Annotated in this window: 22 protein-coding genes; 11 read left to right on the top strand and 11 right to left on the bottom strand. The window is 68.1% G+C overall.

The genetic code is table 11. From position 1 onward, the window contains the following. Positions 1-499: 499 nt before the first annotated feature. Together ACX80F_RS14550 and ACX80F_RS14545 are read left to right on the top strand one after the other, a co-directional pair. Entirely contained in the window at positions 500-1,183 is a 684-nt protein-coding gene (locus ACX80F_RS14550; RefSeq protein ID WP_459337113.1) for a GAP family protein, read from the top strand. Between the two features lie 36 nt (positions 1,184-1,219). After that, on the top strand, positions 1,220-2,101 hold the full coding sequence (locus ACX80F_RS14545) for a ribonuclease Z (RefSeq protein ID WP_459337112.1): 882 nt from the start codon (positions 1,220-1,222) through the stop codon (positions 2,099-2,101). A gap of 33 nt (positions 2,102-2,134) precedes the next feature. Here ACX80F_RS14545 and ACX80F_RS14540 read toward each other — a convergent pair whose 3' ends face one another. From ACX80F_RS14540 to ACX80F_RS14520, 5 genes are all read right to left on the bottom strand, one after another. Continuing rightward, on the bottom strand, positions 2,135-3,871 hold the full coding sequence (locus ACX80F_RS14540; RefSeq protein ID WP_459337111.1) for an ABC-F family ATP-binding cassette domain-containing protein: 1,737 nt from the start codon (positions 3,869-3,871) through the stop codon (positions 2,135-2,137). 193 nt (positions 3,872-4,064) lie between these two features. Continuing rightward, positions 4,065-4,844, bottom strand: coding sequence for a hypothetical protein (locus ACX80F_RS14535; RefSeq protein ID WP_459337110.1), 780 nt, complete (start codon positions 4,842-4,844; stop codon positions 4,065-4,067). Positions 4,845-5,093: 249 nt separating this feature from the next. Then, the gene (locus tag ACX80F_RS14530; RefSeq protein ID WP_459337109.1) at positions 5,094-5,528 is read right to left on the bottom strand and encodes a hypothetical protein; all 435 of its coding nucleotides are present in this window, start codon (positions 5,526-5,528) and stop codon (positions 5,094-5,096) included. A 497-nt stretch (positions 5,529-6,025) separates the two neighbouring features. Then, positions 6,026-7,042, bottom strand: a complete 1,017-nt coding sequence (locus ACX80F_RS14525) for a DUF808 domain-containing protein (protein WP_459337108.1) — start codon at positions 7,040-7,042, stop codon at positions 6,026-6,028. A 207-nt stretch (positions 7,043-7,249) separates the two neighbouring features. After that, complete coding sequence (locus ACX80F_RS14520) at positions 7,250-8,080, bottom strand: SRPBCC family protein (RefSeq protein ID WP_459337107.1); 831 nt, start codon at positions 8,078-8,080, stop codon at positions 7,250-7,252. 237 nt (positions 8,081-8,317) lie between these two features. Between ACX80F_RS14520 and ACX80F_RS14515 the strand changes: the two genes are divergently transcribed. Further along, entirely contained in the window at positions 8,318-9,361 is a 1,044-nt protein-coding gene (locus ACX80F_RS14515; RefSeq protein WP_459337106.1) for an AAA family ATPase, read from the top strand. A gap of 278 nt (positions 9,362-9,639) precedes the next feature. Then, positions 9,640-11,196: an HNH endonuclease gene (locus ACX80F_RS14510; protein WP_459337105.1), complete on the top strand. Its 1,557-nt coding sequence runs from the start codon at positions 9,640-9,642 to the stop codon at positions 11,194-11,196. Positions 11,197-11,372: 176 nt separating this feature from the next. Here the strand turns inward: ACX80F_RS14510 and nrdF are convergent, their stop codons facing one another. The 4 genes from nrdF to nrdH form a co-directional block, all read right to left on the bottom strand. Beyond that, a complete protein-coding gene (nrdF, locus tag ACX80F_RS14505; protein WP_247828863.1) occupies positions 11,373-12,347 on the bottom strand; it encodes a class 1b ribonucleoside-diphosphate reductase subunit beta in 975 nt (324 codons plus the stop codon). A gap of 84 nt (positions 12,348-12,431) precedes the next feature. Further along, complete coding sequence (gene nrdE, locus ACX80F_RS14500; RefSeq protein ID WP_459337104.1) at positions 12,432-14,591, bottom strand: class 1b ribonucleoside-diphosphate reductase subunit alpha; 2,160 nt, start codon at positions 14,589-14,591, stop codon at positions 12,432-12,434. Further along, positions 14,588-15,046, bottom strand: coding sequence for a class Ib ribonucleoside-diphosphate reductase assembly flavoprotein NrdI (nrdI, locus tag ACX80F_RS14495; RefSeq protein WP_459337129.1), 459 nt, complete (start codon positions 15,044-15,046; stop codon positions 14,588-14,590). Before nrdI ends, nrdE begins: the two co-directional genes overlap by 4 nt. A gap of 48 nt (positions 15,047-15,094) precedes the next feature. Then, complete coding sequence (gene nrdH, locus ACX80F_RS14490; protein ID WP_104120626.1) at positions 15,095-15,340, bottom strand: glutaredoxin-like protein NrdH; 246 nt, start codon at positions 15,338-15,340, stop codon at positions 15,095-15,097. 484 nt (positions 15,341-15,824) lie between these two features. Between nrdH and ACX80F_RS14485 the strand changes: the two genes are divergently transcribed. The 5 genes from ACX80F_RS14485 to ACX80F_RS14465 all read left to right on the top strand — a co-directional run bounded on the left by ACX80F_RS14485 (position 15,825) and on the right by ACX80F_RS14465 (position 19,272). After that, positions 15,825-16,763 (top strand): LysR family transcriptional regulator, encoded by a 939-nt coding sequence (locus tag ACX80F_RS14485; protein ID WP_459337103.1) that lies wholly within the window; start codon positions 15,825-15,827, stop codon positions 16,761-16,763. 157 nt (positions 16,764-16,920) lie between these two features. Next, a complete protein-coding gene (locus ACX80F_RS14480; RefSeq protein WP_459337102.1) occupies positions 16,921-17,349 on the top strand; it encodes a hypothetical protein in 429 nt (142 codons plus the stop codon). A gap of 107 nt (positions 17,350-17,456) precedes the next feature. After that, a complete protein-coding gene (locus ACX80F_RS14475) occupies positions 17,457-18,035 on the top strand; it encodes an ArsR/SmtB family transcription factor (protein ID WP_459337101.1) in 579 nt (192 codons plus the stop codon). After that, positions 18,032-18,868: an SRPBCC family protein gene (locus tag ACX80F_RS14470; RefSeq protein WP_459337100.1), complete on the top strand. Its 837-nt coding sequence runs from the start codon at positions 18,032-18,034 to the stop codon at positions 18,866-18,868. Before ACX80F_RS14475 ends, ACX80F_RS14470 begins: the two co-directional genes overlap by 4 nt. Further along, complete coding sequence (locus tag ACX80F_RS14465; protein ID WP_459337099.1) at positions 18,865-19,272, top strand: toxin-antitoxin system YwqK family antitoxin; 408 nt, start codon at positions 18,865-18,867, stop codon at positions 19,270-19,272. The genes ACX80F_RS14470 and ACX80F_RS14465 overlap by 4 nt, the downstream gene beginning before the upstream one ends. Before the next feature lie 33 nt (positions 19,273-19,305). Here the strand turns inward: ACX80F_RS14465 and ACX80F_RS14460 are convergent, their stop codons facing one another. After that, positions 19,306-20,220 carry a methylenetetrahydrofolate reductase gene (locus ACX80F_RS14460; protein ID WP_459337098.1) on the bottom strand — a complete coding sequence of 305 codons (915 nt, stop codon included), beginning with the start codon at positions 20,218-20,220 and terminating at the stop codon, positions 19,306-19,308. 25 nt (positions 20,221-20,245) lie between these two features. After that, on the bottom strand, positions 20,246-21,397 hold the full coding sequence (locus ACX80F_RS14455; RefSeq protein WP_459337097.1) for an App1 family protein: 1,152 nt from the start codon (positions 21,395-21,397) through the stop codon (positions 20,246-20,248). Positions 21,398-21,554: 157 nt separating this feature from the next. Between ACX80F_RS14455 and ACX80F_RS14450 the strand changes: the two genes are divergently transcribed. Continuing rightward, positions 21,555-21,908 (top strand): hypothetical protein, encoded by a 354-nt coding sequence (locus ACX80F_RS14450; RefSeq protein ID WP_459337096.1) that lies wholly within the window; start codon positions 21,555-21,557, stop codon positions 21,906-21,908. A gap of 179 nt (positions 21,909-22,087) precedes the next feature. Further along, entirely contained in the window at positions 22,088-22,477 is a 390-nt protein-coding gene (locus tag ACX80F_RS14445; protein WP_459337095.1) for a hypothetical protein, read from the top strand. Positions 22,478-22,510 lie beyond the last annotated feature (33 nt).

The following is a 22,510-nucleotide window of genomic DNA, read 5'->3' as shown; positions in this document are numbered from 1 at the left end:
TGCTCCTTCGACGTCGTCCCCGATGGGTGTGCCCGCCGACGGCCGGCCGACGCCTGCGCGGATACGATCCTCATTCTTTCCCGGGTCCGCCGACCGGTCCAGACCCGCATCCAGCCGCAGTTCCGCCCTGGAAGGCCGGACGCCGCGTCAACGCCTCCTCTGCCGTCTCATCCATGGGAGGTGAGACGGCGGCCTCTCTCCGAGCAGAGAATGAATGCAGCATGTGCGTGCCGGCGCCCCTCGACGATCTCGTTCGACCGCGTCGCTCCAGGAGAAGGAGATTCCTATGGCAGCCGATCCGCTTCCAGTCGATCCTCGATCAGCCCTCCCGCGCAGCACCATCGGCGGCGTGGCAGCGCGCCTTCACCGGTGACAGATCGAGCCTGGCAGTCATCCTCGAGAACGAGGACACCGAGCAGCGCGCCCTACGGGCCCAGCGGAAAGCGGAAGCCCCGGTGCCCGCGAGGGGCACGCATGACATCCGCCGGATCCGGTCCGGGTGTCCGGTGAGCCCGGCGTGCTGAGCCTCCTGATCAGCCTGCTACCCGTCGCCTTCGCCGGAACGATGAGCGCCGTGCCCGCCAGCGTGACCATCCTCATCCTGCTGTCCCCCAACGCCCACCGTGGCGCGTGGCCGTTCCTTGCCGGGAGCTCCGCCGGGACCCTCGTGCTGGTGGGCGTCGCGGCGGCCGGGCTGCGCTTCCTGCCGGCCCGCGAGGGCCCGGACCGCAACGTGATGCTGGCCGTGGTCGGTCTGGTCGTGGCAGCATGCGTCGTCGGTTATGGCATCTACCTCCTGTCCCGCACGCGCAGGACCGACAGCGCAGTCCTGTCACGATTGCGGTCCCGCGTAGGTTCGGCCCGCGCTTGGGAGTTCCTTGTGCTGGGGCTGGCCCTGACCCTGCGACCGAAGGCGGTTCTGCTCTCACTGACCGCAGGCACGCTGATCGGCCTTCAGGGCCTCGAGCCCGTCGCAAGCATCGTGATCGTCCTCGCCTACGTCCTGATCGCCCAAGCCCAAATACTCGTACCGATCGTCCTGCGGATACGCCGGCCCGACCGCGCCGACGCGATGCTGAGGGGCCTCGAGGCCTGGCTGCAACGCCACAGCCGGACGATCACCGGCGTGACCCTGCTGGTGGCCGGACTGTTCATTGCGTGGCTGAGCGTGGAGCGATTCTGACGGTCCGCGGAGCCGCGCCGGTGCAAGACTGGCACCATGCATGAGCTCGTCATCCTCGGCACGTCCTCCCAGGCGCCCACCCGGACCCGCAACCACAACGGGTACTTCCTGCGCCGGGAGCGGGAGGGGATCCTCTTCGATCCGGGCGAAGGCACGCAGCGGCAGATGATCCACGCCGGCCTCTCGGCGGGAAAGATCAACCGCATCTGCATCACCCACGTGCACGGTGACCACTGCTTCGGGCTTCCCGGCGTCCTCTCGCGCATGGTCCTCGACGGCGTCGACCACCCCGTGCACCTCCACTACCCGGCGGCGGGCGAGGACGTGGTGCGCGCCCTCGTCTCCCTCGCGACGCCGGGCATGGACCTGCGACTGCACCCCCACGGCGCCGCGGGGCCCATCGCTGCCGGGCTGGAGGTCGAGGAACTGCACCATCGCATCGAGGCCTACGGTTACCGCGTCATCGAGCCGGACGGGCGCACGTTCCTGCCGGACCGGCTCGCCGCCGCCGGCATCGCCGGGCCCGACGTCGGGCGCCTGCAGCGCGAGGGACGTCTCGGCTCCGTGACGCTCGACGACGTCAGCGTGCACCGGCCCGGGCGCCGCTTCGCCTTCGTCATGGACACCGCCCTGTGCGACGGCGCGTCCTCGCTCGCCGACGGCGCGGATCTCCTGGTCACCGAGAGCACGTTCAGCGACGACGACGCCCCGCTCGCTGCCCGGTACCTGCACCTCACGGCAGGCCAGGCGGGCTCCCTCGCCTCCTCCGGCGGAGCAGCCGAGCTGGTCCTGACGCACTTCTCGTCGCGGTACGACGACGTCGGCGTGCTGGCCGCGCAGGCCCGCGCCACCGCCGGCGCCGCCACGGTGCTCGCGGCCTCGGACCTCGACCGCATCCCCTTCCCGGCGCACCGCTGACGCCGGCCCTGCCGCTGCTGACACCGTTCCCGGTCAGCGTGTCGCCGAGTTTGCTGGCAGCTCGAACCGCCTGCCGCGCCAGGTGCGTCGCAGCCACCGGTCGTGCGAGGCGACGACAACCGCCCCTTGGTAGCCCGGGATCAGGGCCTCGAGCTTGGTGGCGAGCAGCAGCGAGAAGTGGTTCGTGGGTTCGTCGAGGAGCAGCACATCCGGAGGACTGGCCAGGAGGATCGCCAGGGCCAGCCTGCGCTGCTGGCCGCCGCTCAGCACCGCGACGGGCCGGTGCTCGTCCCGCGGGTGGATGAGCCCGAAGGTGCGCAGCGGGGTCTCTTCGCAGACCGGTCCGACGGCGTCGTCGTACGCCTGCAGCGCGGTGCGCCCGGCCCCGCGGCCGTGGGGGTCGGGGAGATCGACGTCCTGCGCGAGCAGGCCGATGCGTGTCGAGGGCGCCACGATCACGGTGCCGGAGGTGGCCGTGAGGTCCCCCGCGAGGAGGTGCAGGAGGGTCGACTTCCCAGATCCGTTGGGGCCCGTGACGAGCAGCTTCTCCCCCGCGCCGAGCACCAGCGACGTCGGCGCGAGGCGCCCCCTCACCCCGGCCTCGGCGGCCGTGAGGACGGCGTCCGCCGGTCTCGGCACTGCGGGCGCTCCGGCCGCGGTGAGTCCCCGGAAGCGCAGCTCCCGTGGTGGCCTGCGGATCTGCCGCTCTTCCAGGGCCATGAGCCGGCTGGTGGCGTCGTCGACCCTGCGGGACACCGCCTTCGCGTTGCGGTCGGAGTAGAACTTGAGGCTCGCGCGCCCCTCCGAGCGCGGCGTCCAGTCCGCATGCCCCACAAGATGGCTGTCGGACACGGTGGCCCTGAGCCGCTTCAACTCCGCCTGCTCGTCCCGGTACTGGCGATCCCACCGCTCCCGGGCATCGAGCCGGGCGTGCACGTACCCGGTGTAGGTGCCGGAGAAGCGGACGACGCCGATGCCTGTGCCGTCGCCGTCGCCCACGAGGGGTCCGGCGAGCGCCTGGGGCAGTGGGGCAGGGTCGAGATCGATGAGGGTCGTCACGACGTCGTCCAGGAACGCGCGATCGTGGCTCGCCACGAGGACGGGCCCGTGCCAGTCCTCGAGGAGGGTCGACAGGTAGGAGGCGGCCTCGTCGTCGAGGTGGTTGGTCGGCTCGTCCAGGAGCAGCACGTCAGGCGTGCTGAGGAGGAGCCACGCCAGCGACAGGCGGGAGCGCTGCCCGCCGGAGAGGGCTCCCGTCCTACGGTCCGGTGCCAGGGCGGCGAGGCCGAGCCCGGCGACGACCGCGGCGATGCGCGCGTCGATGTCCCACGCTCCGACGCGCTCCGCCGTCTCGAGGGCTGCCGCGTACGCGGTGGCGGCCGCCGGGTCCTCGGGGGCGCCGGCCAGGGTCAGTCCCGCATCGGAGACGGCGTGGGCCGCTGCGCGCACCGGGGCCACGGCGGTCTCGAGCGCCTCCATGATGGTGGCGGACGAATCGAACGGCGGTTCCTGGTGCAGCAGGCCGATGCGCGGCGTCCCGCCCCCGGGAAGTGCAGCGGTGACAGTGCCGGCGTCGGGCGTGGTGAGGCCGGCGATGATGCGCAGCAGGGTCGTCTTTCCGGAGCCGTTCTCGCCGATGAGGCCGGTGCGGCCGCCGGAGACGGTGAAGGACACGTCGGTCAGGACGCGGCGCGACCCGAAGCTCTTGGAGATGCCGTCCACGCGCAGGTGGGCGGCGGTGTCGCGGGACGGGGGGTGCAAACCGGGCACGGTGATCCTCGGGGCTGGCTGGTGTCCTGCCGGGCGGTGGCCGCGGGCGCAGGAGGGAGCGGGGATCTAGGAGAGCACGGCACCACTATAGGACGACTTCGGGCGTCGAGGCAGCAGGGCGCACCTCGCCTGCCCGAGCGACCGCCGCGACCCCGTGCACGTCGCGACGGTCGCCCGGTTCAGGCGTGAGTGATCAGGCCTTCGCCATGCTGCGGCGCACGGCGTAGGTGCCACCGACGGCACCGGCGAGGAGGGCGCCGCCGCCGAGGGCGATCACCCCGGCCGACATCGGCGTGGCCGCGGTCTCCACCGTGGCCCCGGTGTCGGCTCCGCCCGACGGCAGGGCGCCCATCTGGGCCGCGACGAGCGTCCCGCACAGTGCCGGCGCGGTCGCGCCCGCGGGCAAGGCCGGATCCAGGTCACTGGGAGCGTTGAACGCCTCGGGGGTCGACGGCGTCGTGGCCGGGTCCAGCCCATGGACGTTGAAGACCGCCGTACCGTTCTCGAGTGCCGCTTTGGTCGCGGCATCGATGGTGAAGGTGCGCTGGACCGTGTAGCTTCCGCCCTGCCCGGCAAGCTGCAGGTTCAGGGCCTCAGCGGGAGTCGTCGGCCCGGACGTCGTCACCGTCGCCAGGATCCCGCCATAGCCGGGGGCACTCTCGGTGACGCTGATGATGCCGTCACCGTTCGCGTCGTTCGCCGGCGTCGGGCATACGCCGGCCGCACCGCCGTGGATGTGCTGGACGTGCGGATAGGGCGCGCCTTGGAAGGTCTCGGCGAGACCTGACACCTGCAGGTTTATGGTGGCCTGGTCACCGACGACGTCGAGGGTGACGGTACCGGTGCCCGTGGTGCCGTTGACCTGACCGAGGGTCGACGAGTAGCTGCCATCTGCCGCCATTGCGGAGGACCCTGCCATAGCGACGGCGCTGAGGGCGAGGGCGGGGACTGCAAGCAAGCGCATCTTGTTCATGGGATTCGTTTCCTTCACTGTGCGAGGGGCGGAACCGCTCCGGATCCGCGACGGGAGCACCACATCGTGCGCAGCGCCCTCGCCGCCCATCCTCCGCTCGCCCCTGAGCGAGCGGAAGGACACAGGGTCGCCTGGCCGCGTTCTTTACAAACGGGTCCAGCGCGGGTTCGGAGGACCGACCGGGGTCACTGGACGGTCCGTGGGCGCTTGCGGGACAGGTGTGGGCTATCGGCTGGATGACGGGCGACGTTAGCGTGCAGTGCTCGCGGCATTCGCGGCGTTCTGGTCCGGCGCCGACCCAGGGACGAGTCTCGTGAGCGCGCCGGCCAGCAGCCGACTGATCGCGCCGGGTGCGGCATCGACCCCTTGTTCGAGCGAGAAACGGAGGATCCCGGGCACGAGGTGGGCGATCAGCGCGCTCTGCCGGCGGGTGTCCTCGGCAGGTTCGTCCGCCGGTGCCGCGCGCCGCATCCTGAGGTACAGGACCTCGGCAACCTCTGCGTGGACGCCCGAGAGTCGCTCCATCTCCTTCTGCATCAGGGCAGGACCCTCGCTGATGATGCGCATGTGCAGCGCGACGAGCTCCCTGGTGGCGGCGTCGACCGGCACGAGGGCGGCCAGCAGGCCGAGGAGCTCCTCCAGCATGTCGGGCGAGTCCGGGACGAGGAATTCCCGAACCCGCAATTCGTTTAGCTTGTCGGGCGCGGCGCCGAGGATCGCGGTGTCCTTCGTCCTGCAGTAGTTGAAGAACGTCCGATGGGAGACGCCGCGCCGGAGAGATCCGTGGCCCGGCTGGTGGCCTTGTCCTCCAGGTCGAACTGGAGGAGCACCTCGAGTCCCCGCGCCCTGCGGCACTTCGACGGGTCCCCCGCGATCTTCAGAGGCAGGGTCACGTTGTCCAGGACGGACGTGCCGGATGTGAGGAAGAACTGCTGGAAGACGAAACCGAACTCCTTGTTGCGCAGGTCACTGACGCTCTTCGGCGACAGCGCGAGGGCGTCCTATCCCGCGTAGGCGAGACTGCCGACGTCGGGCGTGTCCAGCTTGGCGATGATGTGCATCAGCGTGGACTTACTCGACCCACTCTTGCGAAGCCACAAGGAGTTCAGAAGGGCCGACGAAAAGCCCTCCGAACGCCGAGGCGTTCGGAGGGCCGTGTGATGAAGGAGGAGGGTTCCTGGTCAGGAGGCGTGGTCCGCGTTTCGCTTCTCGCCGCGATAGCCGGCGACGGCGGCGCGGATGTCGCCCTCCTCGTGCTCACCCTTCTTCCCGAACGGCAGCGCCTTGAGCAGCGGGTGCACGATCGCCAGGACGATGAGTCCCCAGGCGAGCCCGAGGATGGCCGAGCACAGGGTGTTCACGAGCCAGGCGAGGAGGCCGCCGACGACGGGGATGCCGACGAACGGCGACTCGAGGGTGTGGACGAGATCGTACGGCAGGTGCCAACCGAGATCATAGGCCCCCTGCAGCATGATGTGGCCGCCGACCCACAGCATGGCGATCGTGCCGATGAAGGTGATCCCGGCGAGGACCGCGGGCATGCCTTTGACGAGCATCGTGCCGAGACGCTGGGTTCGCTCGGAGTCCTTGGTGGTCAGGTGCAGGCCGATGTCGTCCATCTTCACGATGAGCGCGACGGCGCCGTACACGAGGACCGTGATCGCGATGGCGACGACGACCAGGATCATCGCGCGGGCCCAGATGGACTCGCTGGACACCTCGTTCATGGAGATGACCATGATTTCGCAGGACAGGATGAAGTCGGTGGTGATGGCACCCTTGGTGACCTTGGCCTCCGCCTCGGGACCGCGTGCGCTGGCCGGCGCCTTCTCGGCGGCATGGCCCCGGATCTTGTGCCAGACCTTCTCGGCACCCTCGTAGCACAGGTAGGTGCCGCCCAGCATGAGGATGAACGGGATGACCGCCGGGATGAAGGCGCTGATGAGCAGGAGCGCCGGCAGGATGATCAGCAGCTTGTTCCGGAGCGATCCCCAGAAGATCCGCTTGATCATCGGCAGTTCACGCGAGGGGTCGGCGCCGGAGACGTACTGCGGGGTGACGGCCGCGTCGTCGATGACCACACCGGCCGCCTTGGCGCCCGCCTTGGCGGCACCGGCGGCGACGTCGTCGACGGAGGCAGCCGCGATGCGGGCGATCGCCGCGACGTCGTCGAGCAGGGCGACGAGACCGCCGCTCACAGGAGGACCCCGGACCGCTCGACGGCGGACGGCTGGACGTGGTGGCCCCGCGCAAGGTGTGTCATAAGCATCCTTTGAGTATAGGAGGGCGGGTTGTCCGAGTCAGTCATGGGATCCCGCCCTTGAACATGAGGCAGCCACCCTCTCCTGATGAAGTGGGTGGCTGCCTGCGATACACCCCTTCGAGGGGCGTGCGTTACTCGACGGTCAGAGCGCTCCGCCGGTGTTGCGATTCTTGTTCACCAGCGGGTCGTTCAGGGGGTCGGTGCCGGTACCCGTCCGCGTGCCGGTCGATGCCGGGTCGACGTCCTCGGTGGGCAGGAGGACGTCCTCGGTGCTGCGTGACAGCTGGGTGTCCTCCGTGGAGTACACCTCGGGGGCTGCATCGGTCACGGGCGTGAGGGTGACGTCTTCCCCGACGGCGGTCGTGTCGTTGTCGCTCTTCTTGCTGGCTGCGACTCCGACGGCTGCAGCGGCGGCCGCAAGACCGACGCCGGCGGCGACCTTGCCGGACACTCCCGCCTTGCCCTTGTCTCCGCGGGACGCGGCAGCGTCCTCGACGCTGGCCTCACCCGTGACCGTCGTGGGCGCGACGGTTCCTCGCCAAGCACCGGTGGCGTAGCCTTCGTCTTCGATGAAGGCCTTGAAGCGCTTGAGGTCTCCCTCGGCCTGGTTGTCGACGACGTTGAGCTTGTCACCGATCTTCTCGACGAGGCCCTCGGCCTCGTATTCGAGGACGAGGTGGATCTGAGTCTGTCCGCCTCCGATGTCCTCGAAGGACACCGTTCCGGCGTTCGTGGCACCTTCGGTCGCGGCCCAGGACACCTTTGTGTCGGGCACCTGCTCCAGGATGGTGGCATCCCACTGACGACGGACGCCGCCGATCTCGACGACCCAGTTCAGGCGCTGGTTGTCGTGCTGCGTGACGGACTTGACGCCTCCCATGAAGTGGGGGAATTCTTCGAACTGAGTCCACTGGTTGTAGGCAATGCTCACCGGGACGTTGACGAGAATGCTCTTTTCGACCTTCGTGCTCATGGCGTCTCCTTCAGGTTGGGACAAGTTTTTAGCTGGCGATACGATGACAAGCGATCGTATTCATCAGCCTACTTAGTATAACGCAGACCGTGACCTTCGGGGGCATTTCTCCGACACGACTTCGTATTCCCGCGGATCTACAGTGGATCAGAACGTCACGAACCCGGCCGGTCAGCGCTCTGGCACACCCATCGCGGATCCTGCATCCGCGGCTCGAACCCATCCCAGGAGGAACGCATGGCAGCCAGCCGCAATCCACTCGACGAGTTGCGCGAGACGATCGGTAATCTGGCCGATCAGCTCAAACTGCCCGGCTCCGACCGCGGCGACGACCGCGTGGGTGAGTTCCTCAGTGCACGGCCCGGGCCGGCGAGGGCTCTCGCGGAGGTGCAGGCAGAGCTCGACGCCCTTGTGGGGCTCGAAAGCGTCAAGGAGCAGGTACGGGCGCTCGTCGCACTCCTCCAGGTTCAGGCCCGCCGCAAGGCGCACGGCCTCCCGGAGGTGGCCACGTCCCAGCACCTGGTGTTCCTCGGCAACCCCGGTACCGGCAAGACCACTGTGGCGCGGCTCCTGGCGGAGATGTACCGCGCGGTCGGGCTGCTGCAGAAGGGCCATCTGGTGGAGGTCGACAGGTCAGCCCTGGTCGGTCAGTACGTCGGCGCGACCGCGATGAAGACGGACCGCGTCATTCGCCGGGCGCTGGACGGTGTCCTGTTCATCGACGAGGCCTACGCCCTGTTTCCGGACGACGGGCGGATGGACTTCGGCCCGGAGGCGATCGAGGTCCTGCTCAAGCGGATGGAGGATCACCGGCATCGCCTGGTGGTGATCGTCGCCGGGTACCCGCGCCTCATGGAGTCCTTCCTCCTCTCGAACCCCGGTCTGCGTTCGCGGTTCGCGCGGGAGATCACCTTCCCCGACTACTCGGTGGAGGCGCTGGAGACGATCTTCAAGCAGATGCTGGCCCAGCACGAGTACACCCTCGAGGCGGGCGCCGACGAGATGCTGCGTCGCATCCTCGCCAACATCCATGCCGGGGAGGACTCCGGTAACGCCCGTTTCGCCCGCACGCTGTTCGAGCAGTCGCTCAATCGCCAGGCGTTGAGGCTGTCGCTCAACGAGGAACGGAGTCTCGACTCCCTCGATCGCGACGACGTCATGACCCTCACCACCGACGACCTCGTCGAGGCCGCGCAGGCGCTGGGCGAGGAACCCGAGCCGGAGCCGCAGGCCCCAGTGGAGCCCCATCCGTCGCGCTGGAACTGGCGGAACTGGCCGTAGCGGTAGGGCCGGCTCTCGGCTGGTTCTCGTTGACTGGTTCTCGTCCGCGGGCGGGTCTGCGGCGTGGGCTTTGCCCCGCCCTGATCGACCCGGCTTGCCTCTTGAGTGCACTGCTGCGGTTTGATTCGATGCTCGCTCCGAGGTGCCCGGCACCTGCGGTGACACAGCGCGATCCTCGTTGGTAGCGATGGCAGTGATGTCGAGAAATCTCGGCGAGCTCCCCGACGAGGGGGTCTGATCGGCCCCAATAATGTCGGTGGCGGGCGAGAGAATTCGGTATGGACAGCAGCCGGAATGCTCCTCCCGAAGTGGTCACCGTCAGCGGTGGTTCTGCGGGGCTGGGTGCGGTTCCGGCTGGTTCCGTGAGGGTTGGCTGGGTGGGGGATCTGATCGACGCGATGGGCTCCCTGCCCATGTCGGCGGATGGTGCTTCGTTGATCGATGAGCTGCGTGCCCTGGAGGAGTTGAAGTCCGCGATCGCGGGCCGGCAGGCGCGGGCTGCGGTGGCGTTCGATCTGGTCCGGCGTCAGTGCGATGCCGCGGCCGGTGTCCCTGCCGTGGAGCAGGGTCGTGGGGTGGCCGCGCAGCTCGCCCTGGCCCGCCGGGAGTCCCCGGCACGGGGTGGCCGGCTACTCGGGTTGGCGCGGGCGCTGGTCACGGAGATGCCGCACACCCTGGCAGCCCTGGAGGCGGGCCAGGTGAATGAGTGGCGGGCGACCCTCATGGTCCGGGAGACCGCGTGCCTGTCCGCGGCGGACCGGTGCGCGGTCGACGACGAGTTGGCAGCGGATACGGGCACGTTCGACGGCGCCGGGGACCGACGGCTCGTCGCCGCGGTGCGGGCGGCGGCGTACCGGCGGGACCCACGCAGCGTGACCGAGCGGGCGCGCCGGGCCGCGGCGGACCGGCACGTGAGCCTGCGCCCGGCCCCGGACACCATGACCTACTTGACCGCCCTGCTCCCCGTCGCCCAGGGCGTGGCCGTGCACGCCGAGCTCACCCGGCACGCCGACACCCAACGCGCCAAGGGGGATTCCCGCAGCCGCGGCCAGCTCATGGCCGACGCCCTCGTCGAACGGACCACGGGCACGCCGGACGGGTTCTCCCGCATCGAGGTGCAGCTGATCATGACCGACCGGACCCTGTTCCAGGGCGAGAGTGAACCGGCTCGCCTGCCGGGCTACGGGATCGTCCCCGCCGGCTGGGCCCGCGACCTGCTGACTGCACGACAGGAATCCGTGCAAGCCTCAGAGCAAACCTCCGAGCCGTCGGCACAGCGGGCGCCTGCCTTCCAGGTGTGGCTCCGGCGCCTCTACACCGCCCCCGGGACCGGGGAGCTGATCGCCGCCGACCCCCGCGCCCGCCTCTTCACCGCTGGCCAGCGCCGGTTCATCCAGGCCCGGGACCACCTCTGCCGTACCCCGTACTGCGACGCCCCGATACGGCACTACGACCACATCATCCCCTGGCACACCAACGGACCCACGAGTCTGTCCAACGGGGCAGGGCTGTGCGAGGCGTGCAACCACACCAAGGAACTCCCCGGCTGGAAGACCACAGCACCACCCAACCTCAATCCCGACCCCGGCTGGAAAACCACAGCACCACCCAGCCTCGATCCCGACCCCGGCAGCAGTCCCCATACCGGATCCGGGGCAAGGCACGCCCTTAGGATCAGTACGCCCACCGGCCACACCTACCACTCCACCGCCCCACCCCTCCCCGGCAACGGGCACAGCAAACCACTCGAGCCAGTGACCCAACCTCGACGGGCTACGCGGCGGAAGACGAAAGCGATGCGCAATGCGCGTCGGGCAGAATTGCTCCTCGCCTGACATACCGGACTGTGGGACTTGCGTCGGCTGAAACTTCCACCCCGTGCCCGCTGCAGGCTGACGCGCTGTGACCACACATCTCCTCGTAAGCTCTGTGACAAGCCATCTCCCTTGAACCAGAACGGCCCCGCACGCGTCGCGTGCGGGGCCGTTTGAGGCACTGATGGGAAGAGAGACTAGAAGTCCCAGTCCTCGTCCTCGGTGTTCACGGCCTTGCCGATGACGTACGAAGAGCCGGAGCCGGAGAAGAAGTCGTGGTTCTCGTCGGCATTCGGAGACAGGGCCGAAAGGATCGCCGGGTTCACATCGGTCACGGAGGACGGGAACATCGCCTCGTAGCCCAGGTTCATCAGCGCCTTGTTGGCGTTGTAGTGCAGGAACTTCTTGACATCCTCGGCCAGGCCCACGGAGTCGTACAGATCGTGCGTGTACTGAACCTCGTTCTCGTACAGCTCGAAGAGCAGCTCGAACGTGTAGTCCTTGAGCTCCTGACGGCGTTCCGGCGTCGCACTCTCCAACCCGCGCTGGAACTTGTAGCCGATGTAGTACCCGTGTACGGCCTCGTCACGGATGATCAGGCGGATGAGGTCCGCCGTGTTCGTGAGCTTGGCACGCGAGGACCAGTACATCGGCAGGTAGAAGCCGGAGTAGAAGAGGAAGGACTCGAGCAGCGTCGAGGCGACCTTGCGCTTCAGGGGATCGTCACCGCGGTAGTAGTCCGTGACAATGTGCGCCTTCCGCTGCAGGTTCACGTTCTCCGTGGACCAGCGGAACGCCTCGTCGATCTCCTTGGTGGAGGCCAGCGTGGAGAAGATGGACGAGTAGCTCTTGGCGTGCACCGATTCCATGAACGCGATGTTCGTGAGGACGGCCTCCTCGTGGGGTGTGAGGGCATCCGGGATGAGGCTGACCGCGCCGACCGTCGCCTGCACGGTATCGAGCAGGGTGAGGCCGGTGAAGACGCGCATGGTGAGCTGCTGCTCCTCCGGCGTCAGGGTGGCCCACGACTGCACGTCGTTGGACAGCGGCACCTTCTCGGGCAGCCAGAAGTTGTTCACCAGGCGGTTCCAGACATCCACGTCCTTGTCGTCCTGGATACGGTTCCAGTTGATGGCCTGGACCTGGTCTACGAGCTTCAGCTTCTCGCTCATGGTGTGTTCCTTGTCTGCGTGGGTACTGCCTGGTGTGCCGGAAGCCAGGCCGGGCATACTGCCCAGCCTGGCCAATTTAGTTGCCTACAGCATGCAGCTGACGCAACCCTCCACCTCGGTCCCTTCCAGCGCGAGCTGGCGGAGACGGATGTAGTAGACGGTCTTGATGCCCTTGCGCCAGGCGTAGATCTGCGACTTGTTGATCTCACGCGTAGTGGCGGTGTCCTTGAAGAACAGCGTCAGGGACAGGCCCTGGTCCACATGCTGCGTGGCAGCTGCGTAGGTGTCGATGATCTTCTCGTAGCCGATCTCGTACGCGTCCTGGTAGTACTCCAGGTTGTCATTGGTGAGGTACGGCGCCGGGTAGTACACGCGGCCCAGCTTGCCTTCCTTGCGGATCTCGATCTTCGACGCCACCGGGTGGATGGAGGACGTCGAGTTGTTGATGTAGGAGATCGAGCCGGTCGGCGGGACGGCCTGCAGGTTCTGGTTGTAGATGCCGTGCTCCATGACGGAAGCCTTCAGCGCACGCCAGTCCTCCTGGGTGGGGATGTGCACGTCGGCGAACAGTTCACGCACGCGCGGCGTCGCCGGCTCCCACACCTGGTCCGTGTACTTGTCGAAGAACTCGCCGCTGGCGTACTTGGACTTCTCGAAGCCGGCGAAGGTGCGCCCAGTCTCGATGGCCATCAGGTTCGACGCCCGGATGCAGTGGTACACCACGGAGTAGAAGTAGATGTTCGTGAAGTCCAGGCCCTCGTCGGACCCGTAGTGGACGCGCTCACGGGCCAGGTAGCCGTGCAGGTTCATCTGGCCGAGGCCGATGGCATGCGAGGCGTCGTTGCCCTTGGCGATCGACGGGACGGAGCCGATGTTGCTCATGTCCGAGACTGCTGAGAGGGTGCGGATCGCGGTCTCGATGGTCCGCCCGAAGTCGGGCGAGTCCATGGTCTTCGCGATGTTCAGCGAGCCGAGGTTGCAGGAGATGTCCTTGCCCACCTGATCGTAGGACAGGTCCTCGTTGTACGTGGTGGGCTCGGAGACCTGGAGGATTTCGGAGCACAGGTTGGACATGATGATCTTGCCGTCGATCGGGTTGGCCCGGTTCACGGTGTCCTCGAACATGATGTACGGGTAGCCGGACTCGAACTGGATCTCCGCGAGGGTCTGGAAGAACTCGCGGGCCTTGATCTTGGTCTTCTTGATACGGGCGTCGTCCACCATCTCGTAGTACTTCTCGGTGACCGAGATGTCGGAGAACGGCATGCCGTAGACCTTCTCGACGTCGTACGGCGAGAACAGGTACATGTCCTCGTCGCGCTTGGCGAGCTCGAAGGTGATGTCGGGGACGACGACGCCGAGGGACAGCGTCTTGATGCGGATCTTCTCGTCCGCGTTCTCGCGCTTGGTGTCGAGGAAGCGGTTGATGTCCGGGTGGTGGGCGTGCAGGTACACCGCGCCGGCGCCCTGACGGGCACCGAGCTGGTTGGCGTAGGAGAAGCTGTCCTCGAGGAGTTTCATCACGGGGATGACGCCCGAGGACTGGTTCTCGATCTGCTTGATCGGCGCGCCGACCTCGCGGATGTTGGTGAGGGCGAACGCGACGCCGCCGCCGCGCTTGGAGAGCTGCAGGGCCGAGTTGATGGACCGGCCGATCGACTCCATGTTGTCCTCGATACGCAGGAGGAAGCAGGAGACGAGCTCGCCGCGCTGGCGCTTGCCCGCGTTGAGGAACGTGGGAGTGGCGGGCTGGAAGCGGCCGTCGATAATCTCGTCGACCATCTGCTGGGCGAGCTGCTCGTTGCCGCGGGCCAGGTGCAGGGCGACCATGCACACGCGGTCCTCGTAGCGCTCGAGGTAGCGCTTCCCGTCGAACGTCTTCAGTGTGTACGAGGTGTAGTACTTGAACGCGCCGAGGAAGGTCTCGAAGCGGAACTTCTTGGCGTACGCACGCTTGAAGAGGTCACGGATGAAGTTCATCGTGTACTGGTGGAGCGTCTCGCGCTCGTAGTACTCGTTCTTCACGAGGTAGTCGAGCTTCTCCTCGAGGTCGTGGAAGAACACGGTGTTGTTGTTCACGTGCTGGAGGAAGTACTGGTGCGCAGCCTCCCGATCGGCGTCGAACTGGATCTCCCCGTTCGGCCCGTACAGGTTGAGCATGGCGTTCAGCTCGTGATAGCCCATGTCCTTGAAACGGTCCACTGCGGCTGCGGGGGCACCCGCCTCTGTCTCTGCAACGCTCATGTCCAAAACTCTTCCAATCCTCGGGTTACTCGGTCCACGTCCTCGGACGTGCCCATGACTTCAAATCTGTAGAGAACGGGGACGTCGCACTTGGCGGCGACGATGTCGGCCGCCAGGCAGTAGGTCTCACCGAAATTGGTGTTACCGGCCCCGATCACCCCCCTCAGGAGGCTGCGGTTCTGCTCGTTGTTCAGGAACTTCACGACCTGGCGGGGCACCGCTCCATTGCCGGTGATCCCGCCGTAGGTGGGAAGAACCAGGACGTACGGCCGGGCTGCCCGCAGCGTGGGCTCCCTGGTGAGGAGCGGCATGCGGGCGGCCCGGACCCCCAGCTTCATCACGAAGCGGTGGGTGTTGTCGGAGACCGACGAGAAGTAGATCAGCGGGGCATCCGTGAGTGGTCCCTCGGTGTCCCCGGCAGCAACCGGTTGAGCGAGGGCGGTTCGGTCGTCCATGGTGATGGCCATGTCAGGATGCCTCGCGGCGATCCCCGAAGGGATCGGTCAGGCTACTGAACTGACGAGGGCGTCAGCCAGCGAGTTGATCTTGTCGGGGCGGAAGCCGGACCAGTGGTCGTTGTCCGTGATGACCACGGGAGCCTGCATGTACCCCATGGAACGCACGCGCTCAAGAGCGGCCGGGTCCTGCGAGATGTCGACGCTCTGGTAGGCGATGCCCTTCTTGTCCAGAGCCCGGTAGGTGGCGTTGCACTGTACGCAAGCCGGCTTCGTGTACACCGTGACGGTCATGTCCTGGTCCCCTTTTCCTCTACTACTCATACGAGATTTGTCGATGAACAGCTGCTGCGTCATGAGCGGCGCGCGACCCCCGGAAGGGGAAGAAATCCGGGGATTCCCGCGTCTGGCAAGCCCATGCCGTCGAGCGGCTGCTTCTGTCCTTCGATACTACATCTAGTGCAGCCGCGTGGTGCCAACCCCTAGATGATGTATTACAAGTATGTCATTCGGGAGGTCAGTAGTCCACACGATGTCCACAGATCGGGCCGATCGGAAAGCCCGGAAACGAGCCGATCGGCGCCCCGACGGGCCCGTCGTCCACAGCTCTGTGGAGGACTTCCGCACAGGCAGAAAATCTTCGTGTCGCGTCTCTCACGGCGTGTCGCAATTGCATGTCCCCCTCCCCCGTCAGCCCCGGGCGGAAGACCGCGGGTAAGCTCGACGGCATCCGTGCCGGCGTCGGCCCGGGCCAATCCGTGGACAAGGGAAGTGTTCGATGATCAACCCGATCCATCTGCGGACGCTGCTCGAAGTGATCCGCCACGGGTCCTTCAGCAGCGCGGCGACGAGCCTCGGCTATACGGCGTCGGCGGTGTCTCAGCAGATGTCGGCGCTCGAGCGTGACACCGGCGCCGTCCTCTTCACGCGCTCGGCCCGCAGCGCCGTCCCGACGGACGCCGCCATCGCCATGTCCCGGCACGCAGCGAAGGTCCTTACCGACATCGACGCGCTGCTGGCCTCCACCGCACGCGCCGGCTCCGGGCCGGCGCACGAGTTACGGCTCGGCCTCTTCCCCAGCCTGGCGACGTTCGCGCTGCCGCGACTGCTCCGCATGCCCGAGTGGCAACGCCTCGGGGTGTCGCTGCGCGTCTTCGTCGGGGAGCCGGCCCACGCCATCCAGGGGCTGCGCACCGGCGGCGACCTCGACCTCGCGCTCGTCTATCAGGTGGGCCAGGCCGGGCTCGCCTGGCCGTCGACCCTCAGCCGCCAGTGGATCGGCGACGACGACTTCCGCGTCATCCTGCCGGCGAGCTGGGGCATCCGCAGCGGTGCCCGCGTCAGCGCCGACCAGCTGGCCGACATGCCGTGGATCATGCACCACCCAGGGACGGCGGACGCCACCGTCATCGAACGGCTCTTCGCGAGCTGCAACCTCCACCCCCGCATCAGCGCGTACTGCGACGACTTCAACGCGAGCCTCGAACTCACCGCCGCGGGCCTGGGCGCCGCCCTCGTGCCCGAACTCGCGATGGTCAACCGCCCCGAGGGCATCGTTGCCCTCGACGTGCCCGAGATCCGACTCGCCCGCAGCATCTTCGCCCTGCGCACCGGCGACGCCGACGACGCCCGCGTGCGGCTCTTCCTCGACCACCTGGCCGAGATCCTCCGCAGCCAGAGCATCGCACCCCGGCATACGACGGCAGATCGCGGCTGACGCACGTCCCCCGGAGCGCGCCAGAACCGAAGCGCGCCAGGCGAAACATCAGCATGCGGGCGCGAAGTACTCGCCAAGGCCACTGGTGACCCGGAGCGGGACGCCCTACTCTGGCCGAGCCGAGTCCACTCCCGGGATCCACGGCGAGGTGGGACACATGCTCACCGTCACCGGGTGCGGTCACCATCACGACAGGAACGGAGGCCCTGAGCCGATGGAAGATCCGATCGAGACTCTGACGAAGTCTGTGCCGTCCTGGGGTGCGAAGATCGCGTTCGGCGAGAGCATCACGGTGGGTGGACGGGAGGTCGTCCCGGCTGCTCTGGTCGTTTTCGGCTTCGGCGGCGGCGGGGGGTCGAGCACGTCGCAGCAGGGCGGTGCCGCACCGGAGGGTGAGGGCTCAGGCGGTGGTGGTGGTGGCTGGGTGCTGCCGCTCGGCGCGTATGCGGACGGCCCCGGCGGCCCGACGTTCCAACCGAACCCGGTCGCCGTGATCATCGTGAGCGTGCCGCTGGTGACTGCTGCCGGATGGGCGCTGGCGCGGATCATCACTGCCGCGAGATCGGGCCGCCTGAGCGTTCAGTAGGGGCCGCTCATCGTCGACGGTCGGACCTGTGACAACCGGCCGATCGGTGGGAGATCAGAGCTGATGGGCTCTTGACAACTATAATTGTCAAGGGCGATCGTGGAGGCATGCAGGACGTCGAAGTCATCGAAAGCACCGGGGCAGCCGCTGCCGTCCTGGATCCGGTCCGCGCCAGGCTGCTCGGCGAGCTGGCCGATCCTGCCTCCGCCGCCGAACTCTCCACGCGCGTCGGACTCACACGCCAGAAGATCAACTACCACCTCAAGGCGCTCGAGACCCACGGCCTCGTGGAGCTGGTCGAGGAGCGCCGGCACGGCGGCATCACCGAGCGGGTCCTGCGGGCGTCGGCCGCGTCGTACGTCGTCTCCCCGGCAGCCGTGAGCGCGTCGGCGGCCGATCCGGATGCCAACGACGACCATCTGTCGGCGGGCTATCTCGTCGCACTGGCCGGGCGCCTGGTACGCGAGGTCGGCGCCCTGGCCCGCCGAGCGGGTGCATCCGGCAAGGCCCTGCCGACCCTGACCATCGACACGCAGATCGGCTTCCGGTCGGCCGCCGACCGGGCTGCCTTCGCGGACGATCTCACAGCTGCTGTGCTCGAGCTCGCCGCCCGCTACCACCATGACGACGGGCGTCCGCACCGGCTCGTCGTCGCCGCACACCCACTACCCGAGGAGAACCGATGAACACAATCCCGAACACCCCGTACCGCCTGGAATTCAGCGTCGAGGTCCCGGGGACCCCGGAGCAGGTCTGGCAGGCCATCGCCACTGCCAAGGGCATGAGCGCCTGGTTCCTGCCGACCGACATGGAAGAGCGCGAGGGCGGCTCGCTGCACTTCACCATGGGCCCCGAGATGGGCTCGGACGGCCACGTCACCCGCTGGGATCCACCACGCCGCCTCGTCTACGAGGAGGACTGGGCCGCCCTCATGGGCAAGGACCCGGATGCGCTCAGCCCGCTGACGTCGGAGTTCCTCGTCGAAGCCCAGTCCGGCGCCACCTGCGTCGTGCGCGTCACGAGCAGCGGCTTCGGAACCGGCGCCGACTGGGAGTCGGAGTTCTGGGAGGACATGGGCGCCAATTGGATGCCGTACTTCGACAACCTGCGCCTCTACCTGACGCACTTCCCGGGCCAGGAGACCACACAGCTCGAAGCGTCGGCCTCCCACCCCGTGGACGCGCAGCGGCTCTGGTCGACGATGCACGACGCGCTCGGGCTGGGTGAGGAGGGGGCGACGGTCGAGATCCGCGGTGCCACCGGTCGGGTCGAGCGTGTCGGCGAACGGCAGATGCTGGTCCGGCTCACTGCGCCCGTGCCCGGGATGCTCAGCGTCTTCGTGTACGGCGAGAGCGCCGGTACGGCGACGGCGGGCGTACGCGCCTACCTGTTCTCGGCCGACGCGGCGGACTACGTCCGGCGCGAAGAACCGGCGTGGCAGAACTGGCTCCAGGCGCTGGAGGTCCCCATCCTGGATGACACCGACGTCGGTCCCATCCAGCAGGCGGGCACGAGGTGAGCAACGACGCCGCGACGAACGCCGAGGATATTTCCGGACGCCGCACCGGGCGCTGGGAGGAGCGTGATCCCCACGGTGGCACCATCGTCGGCAACTACGTCGAGGGCGAACGAACCGGTGAGTGGACGCACTACTTCGCGGATGGGCGCGTGCGATCCGTGAGCCACTACGTCGCCGGACACCTCACCGGACCGGCCACCTGGTACCGCGCGACCGGCGGGCTGCTGCAGAGGGGTGGCTTCGTCGACGGCGATAAACACGGGTTCTGGCAACGATGGGACGTGGCAGGGGCGATCATCGACGAGGGTGACTTCGACCACGGCGCCAAGACCGGCCAGTGGACCTACTTCAACCCGGACGGGACCGTGAAGCGCACCACCGTCCACCGCGCGCGATCGACGTGACCTCGACGAACGACGGGCCCGGACGCCGGAGGATCAGAGGGACGCGGGCAGACCGGCCAGCGGTGGTCGCTCCAGGTCGAGTGCATCGAGGACCTCGAGGGCGGCCGCGTGCTCGTTGAAGGTGTAGAGGTGAATGCCAGGGGCGCCGTCGTCGAGCGCCGCCCGCGCGAGTTCCACGGTGGCCGCGACACCCACCCGGCGCCGCTCGGCGTCGGAGTCCGCGCCGTCGAGCCTGGACCACAGGGCGTCGTCGACCTCGATACCCGCGAGGCTGCTCAGCTTCTTGAGCCGGCGCGTGCTCGTCAACGGCATGACGCCGGGGATGATCGGGATGGTCACCCCGGCGCGCCGCGCGCGCGTGACCAGCCCTGAGTAGTCGGAGGCCTGGAAGAACACCTGGGTGATCGCGAAGTCCGCACCGGCAGCCTCCTTCGCCAGGAGCACCTCGATATCCCGCTCGAGGCTCGGCGAATCGGGGTGTCGGGTCGCGTACGCCGCGACACCCACCGAGATGCGGCCGGCCGCGAGCTGCGCGGTCCTCCCGGCCTCGACGTCGCGGATGAGCCGTACGAGTCCGTCGGCGTGCTCGACCTCGTCCGGAGCGGGGTCGGCGCCCTCCGGGGTGTCCCCGCGCAGCGCGAGGATTCCCCGCACGCCGCCCCCGATCATCCGGTCGATGATCTCCGTCAGGTCCTCCCGGCTGGTGGCGACGCTCGTCAGGTGAGCCAGTGGCTTCAGCGTGGTCTCCGTGAGGAGGCGCCGCAGGAGGGCGAACGCGGCGTCGCGGTTGCTTCCGGCCGCGCCGTAGGTCACCGAGACGAAGTCGGGTCGCGTGTCCTCGAGCCGTCGGATGGTCGTCCAGAGCGAGTCCTCGGCGTCGGCGTTCCGCGGCGGGTACAGCTCGTAGGACAGGGCAGGATAGACAGGGGACGGCGTGGGATCCGTCATGATGGTCTCTCGCTCGGCCGGCGGGTCAGTCCGACTCCTCCGCGATCTCGCCCTCTTCGGGCACGTCCGCGGTGCGCACCGTGTCCCCGATGATGCCCATCTCCTCGAGTCGCGCGGACATGCCGGCGCCATCGGGCGCGTAGATCCAGGGGATCCCCGGTGTCGGCTGGATGCCGGACTTCGAGCGACCACCTGCCAGCACCGCCTCGCTCGCGGACAGCTGCCGGATAGCGATGGCCCGGACATTCCCGGGGTGGCGGCGGGCGAATTCCGAGTAGATGGCCTCGTCGTGCTGCCCGTCGTCGCCCACGAGCAGCCACTTCATGTCGGGGAACTCCTCGGCCAGCCGTTCGAGGGAAAGCCGCTTGTGCTCCTGGCCGCTGCGGAACCACCGGTCGCGCGTCGGCCCCCAGTCGGTGAGCAGCTTGGGACCCGCCGGGTAGAGGTTGCGGGAGAGGAAGCGGGACAGCGTCGGCGCGACGTTCCAGGCGCCGGTGGAGAGGTAGAGCACAGGAGCCGACGGGAGCGCACGCACGATGCGCTCATAGAGCACGGCCATCCCCGGGGTGGGCGTCCGCGCGTGCTCGTCCAGCACGAAGGTGTTCCAGGCCGCGAGGAACGGTCGGGGCAGTGCCGTCACCATGACGGTGTCGTCGATGTCGGACACGACACCGAATCCGGTCCCGTCCGCGACGATCCGCACGGGTGCCTCCACCGCGCTGGACCCGCCCGTCTGCAGAGTGATGTTGTGCCATCCGGCGTCGAGGGACACCGGGATCCGCGCGTCCACCACGCCACCGCGGTCCGCCTCGACGTCGTGCACCGTGTCACCGATGGTGACATGGACGACGGCGTGCGCCACCGGCGCGCTCGTGAAGTTGCGCCAACCCCGCATGCCTTCCTGCAACGGCTTCAGGCGGCCCTCCTCAGAGGCCGGGACGGCGTCCCTCGGATCGCTGCGGACCACGCGGGCCAGGACCCGGACCCACGACGTGGACCCGTAGCCCGTGTAAGGGATGACGGTCTCCACGCGGCCGCGACGAATGGCCAACCGGGTCTGGAATCGGAGCCAGGCGTCGTCGAGGCGCATGGCGACATGACGCTCCTGACCGGAGGGTGTCGTGGCACGGTTCCGGCTGGTCGAACGCGCGTGCGGTTTCAGGGAATAGAGGCGCATGGTCCCAGTCTGGCACGACCCACCGCGGCGGACGAGCGGAGTTCGAACAGGTCACGGGCGGCTAACAACTTCGCGTTGGCGATCGGACGGTCTTGTCGGTGGGAGCAGCGACTGGGACGCTGGAACTTCACTTCAGCCAACGATCAGCGGGGACGTCATGGCAGCCGAACGGGAACAGACGAGCGTGCACTTCAAGGAGGACCCCATTCTGCGGAGCTGGGCCACCGAAGCTGAGTACGACCCCGAGACGACGGCGACCGACCTCGCGCACGCCATTCTGTTCGGCCGGGCCCAGTCGGCTCTCGAGGCAATTGCCGCGGGCGGCGTGGGCCTCACGGCGGAGCATGCACGTGCCCTGCACTTCGCCAATGAAATGGCCGAACTGCGGCACTACGGACCGCTGATCGCCGTCGATGACGGCCTTCCCGTCCTCGCTCCAGGCGTCCGCGAAGTCATCGCCAGTTTCAGCAGCCTGCGGCTCTGGGATGATCAGCCGCCCTGGGAGCTCTGACGCCCGCTCCCTGTGAGAGCGCTGGAATTGTTCTCGACCGTCCACCCATCCGCACGGAACGGGGCGTCGAATGCTCCCCGGTCAGTGCTCCTGCGCGACCTGCCGCCCGCCCGACCCACCCGAAGCCCGGTGGCAGTGTTTCCTGCGCGGTGAAGCGTCTGATTCAAGGGGTCTCTCGGATGGATACGAACCTGATGCAGCCCTGCGCTGCCCGGGGGTCGGCGGATCGCCGGACGGGGCGATTCACCGTCACTGCCCTGCCACGGTGGATTCGCCTGTGCTGGCCGCCGCGCATCACCATCGACCGCGACGACATCGCACGCGTCGGCGCCACCATCGCCGCATTCGGTTCCCCGGCGTTGCCTCTGCTGGTGGAGGTGGCGAGGCTCAAGGAAGTCACCTGGGAGGCGAGGACGGCCATCCTCGCCCACGAGTTCCCCGCCAGGGTCGCAGTGCTCGGTGACGATGCCGTCGACCTCGTACTCACCGGTTTCCTGGTGCGCGCCCGCACCGAGGCGCGTTTCTTCACCGACCGGGACGACGCCGAGAGGTGGCTGCAACAGGGCTGAACCCTGCAGGCGCCCATCTGGCACACTCGACCC

The organism is Arthrobacter sp. TMS2-4 (assembly GCF_054511075.1).
The sequence above is the reverse complement of the archived record's forward strand: the minus strand, read 5'-3'. Positions and strand labels throughout refer to the sequence as shown.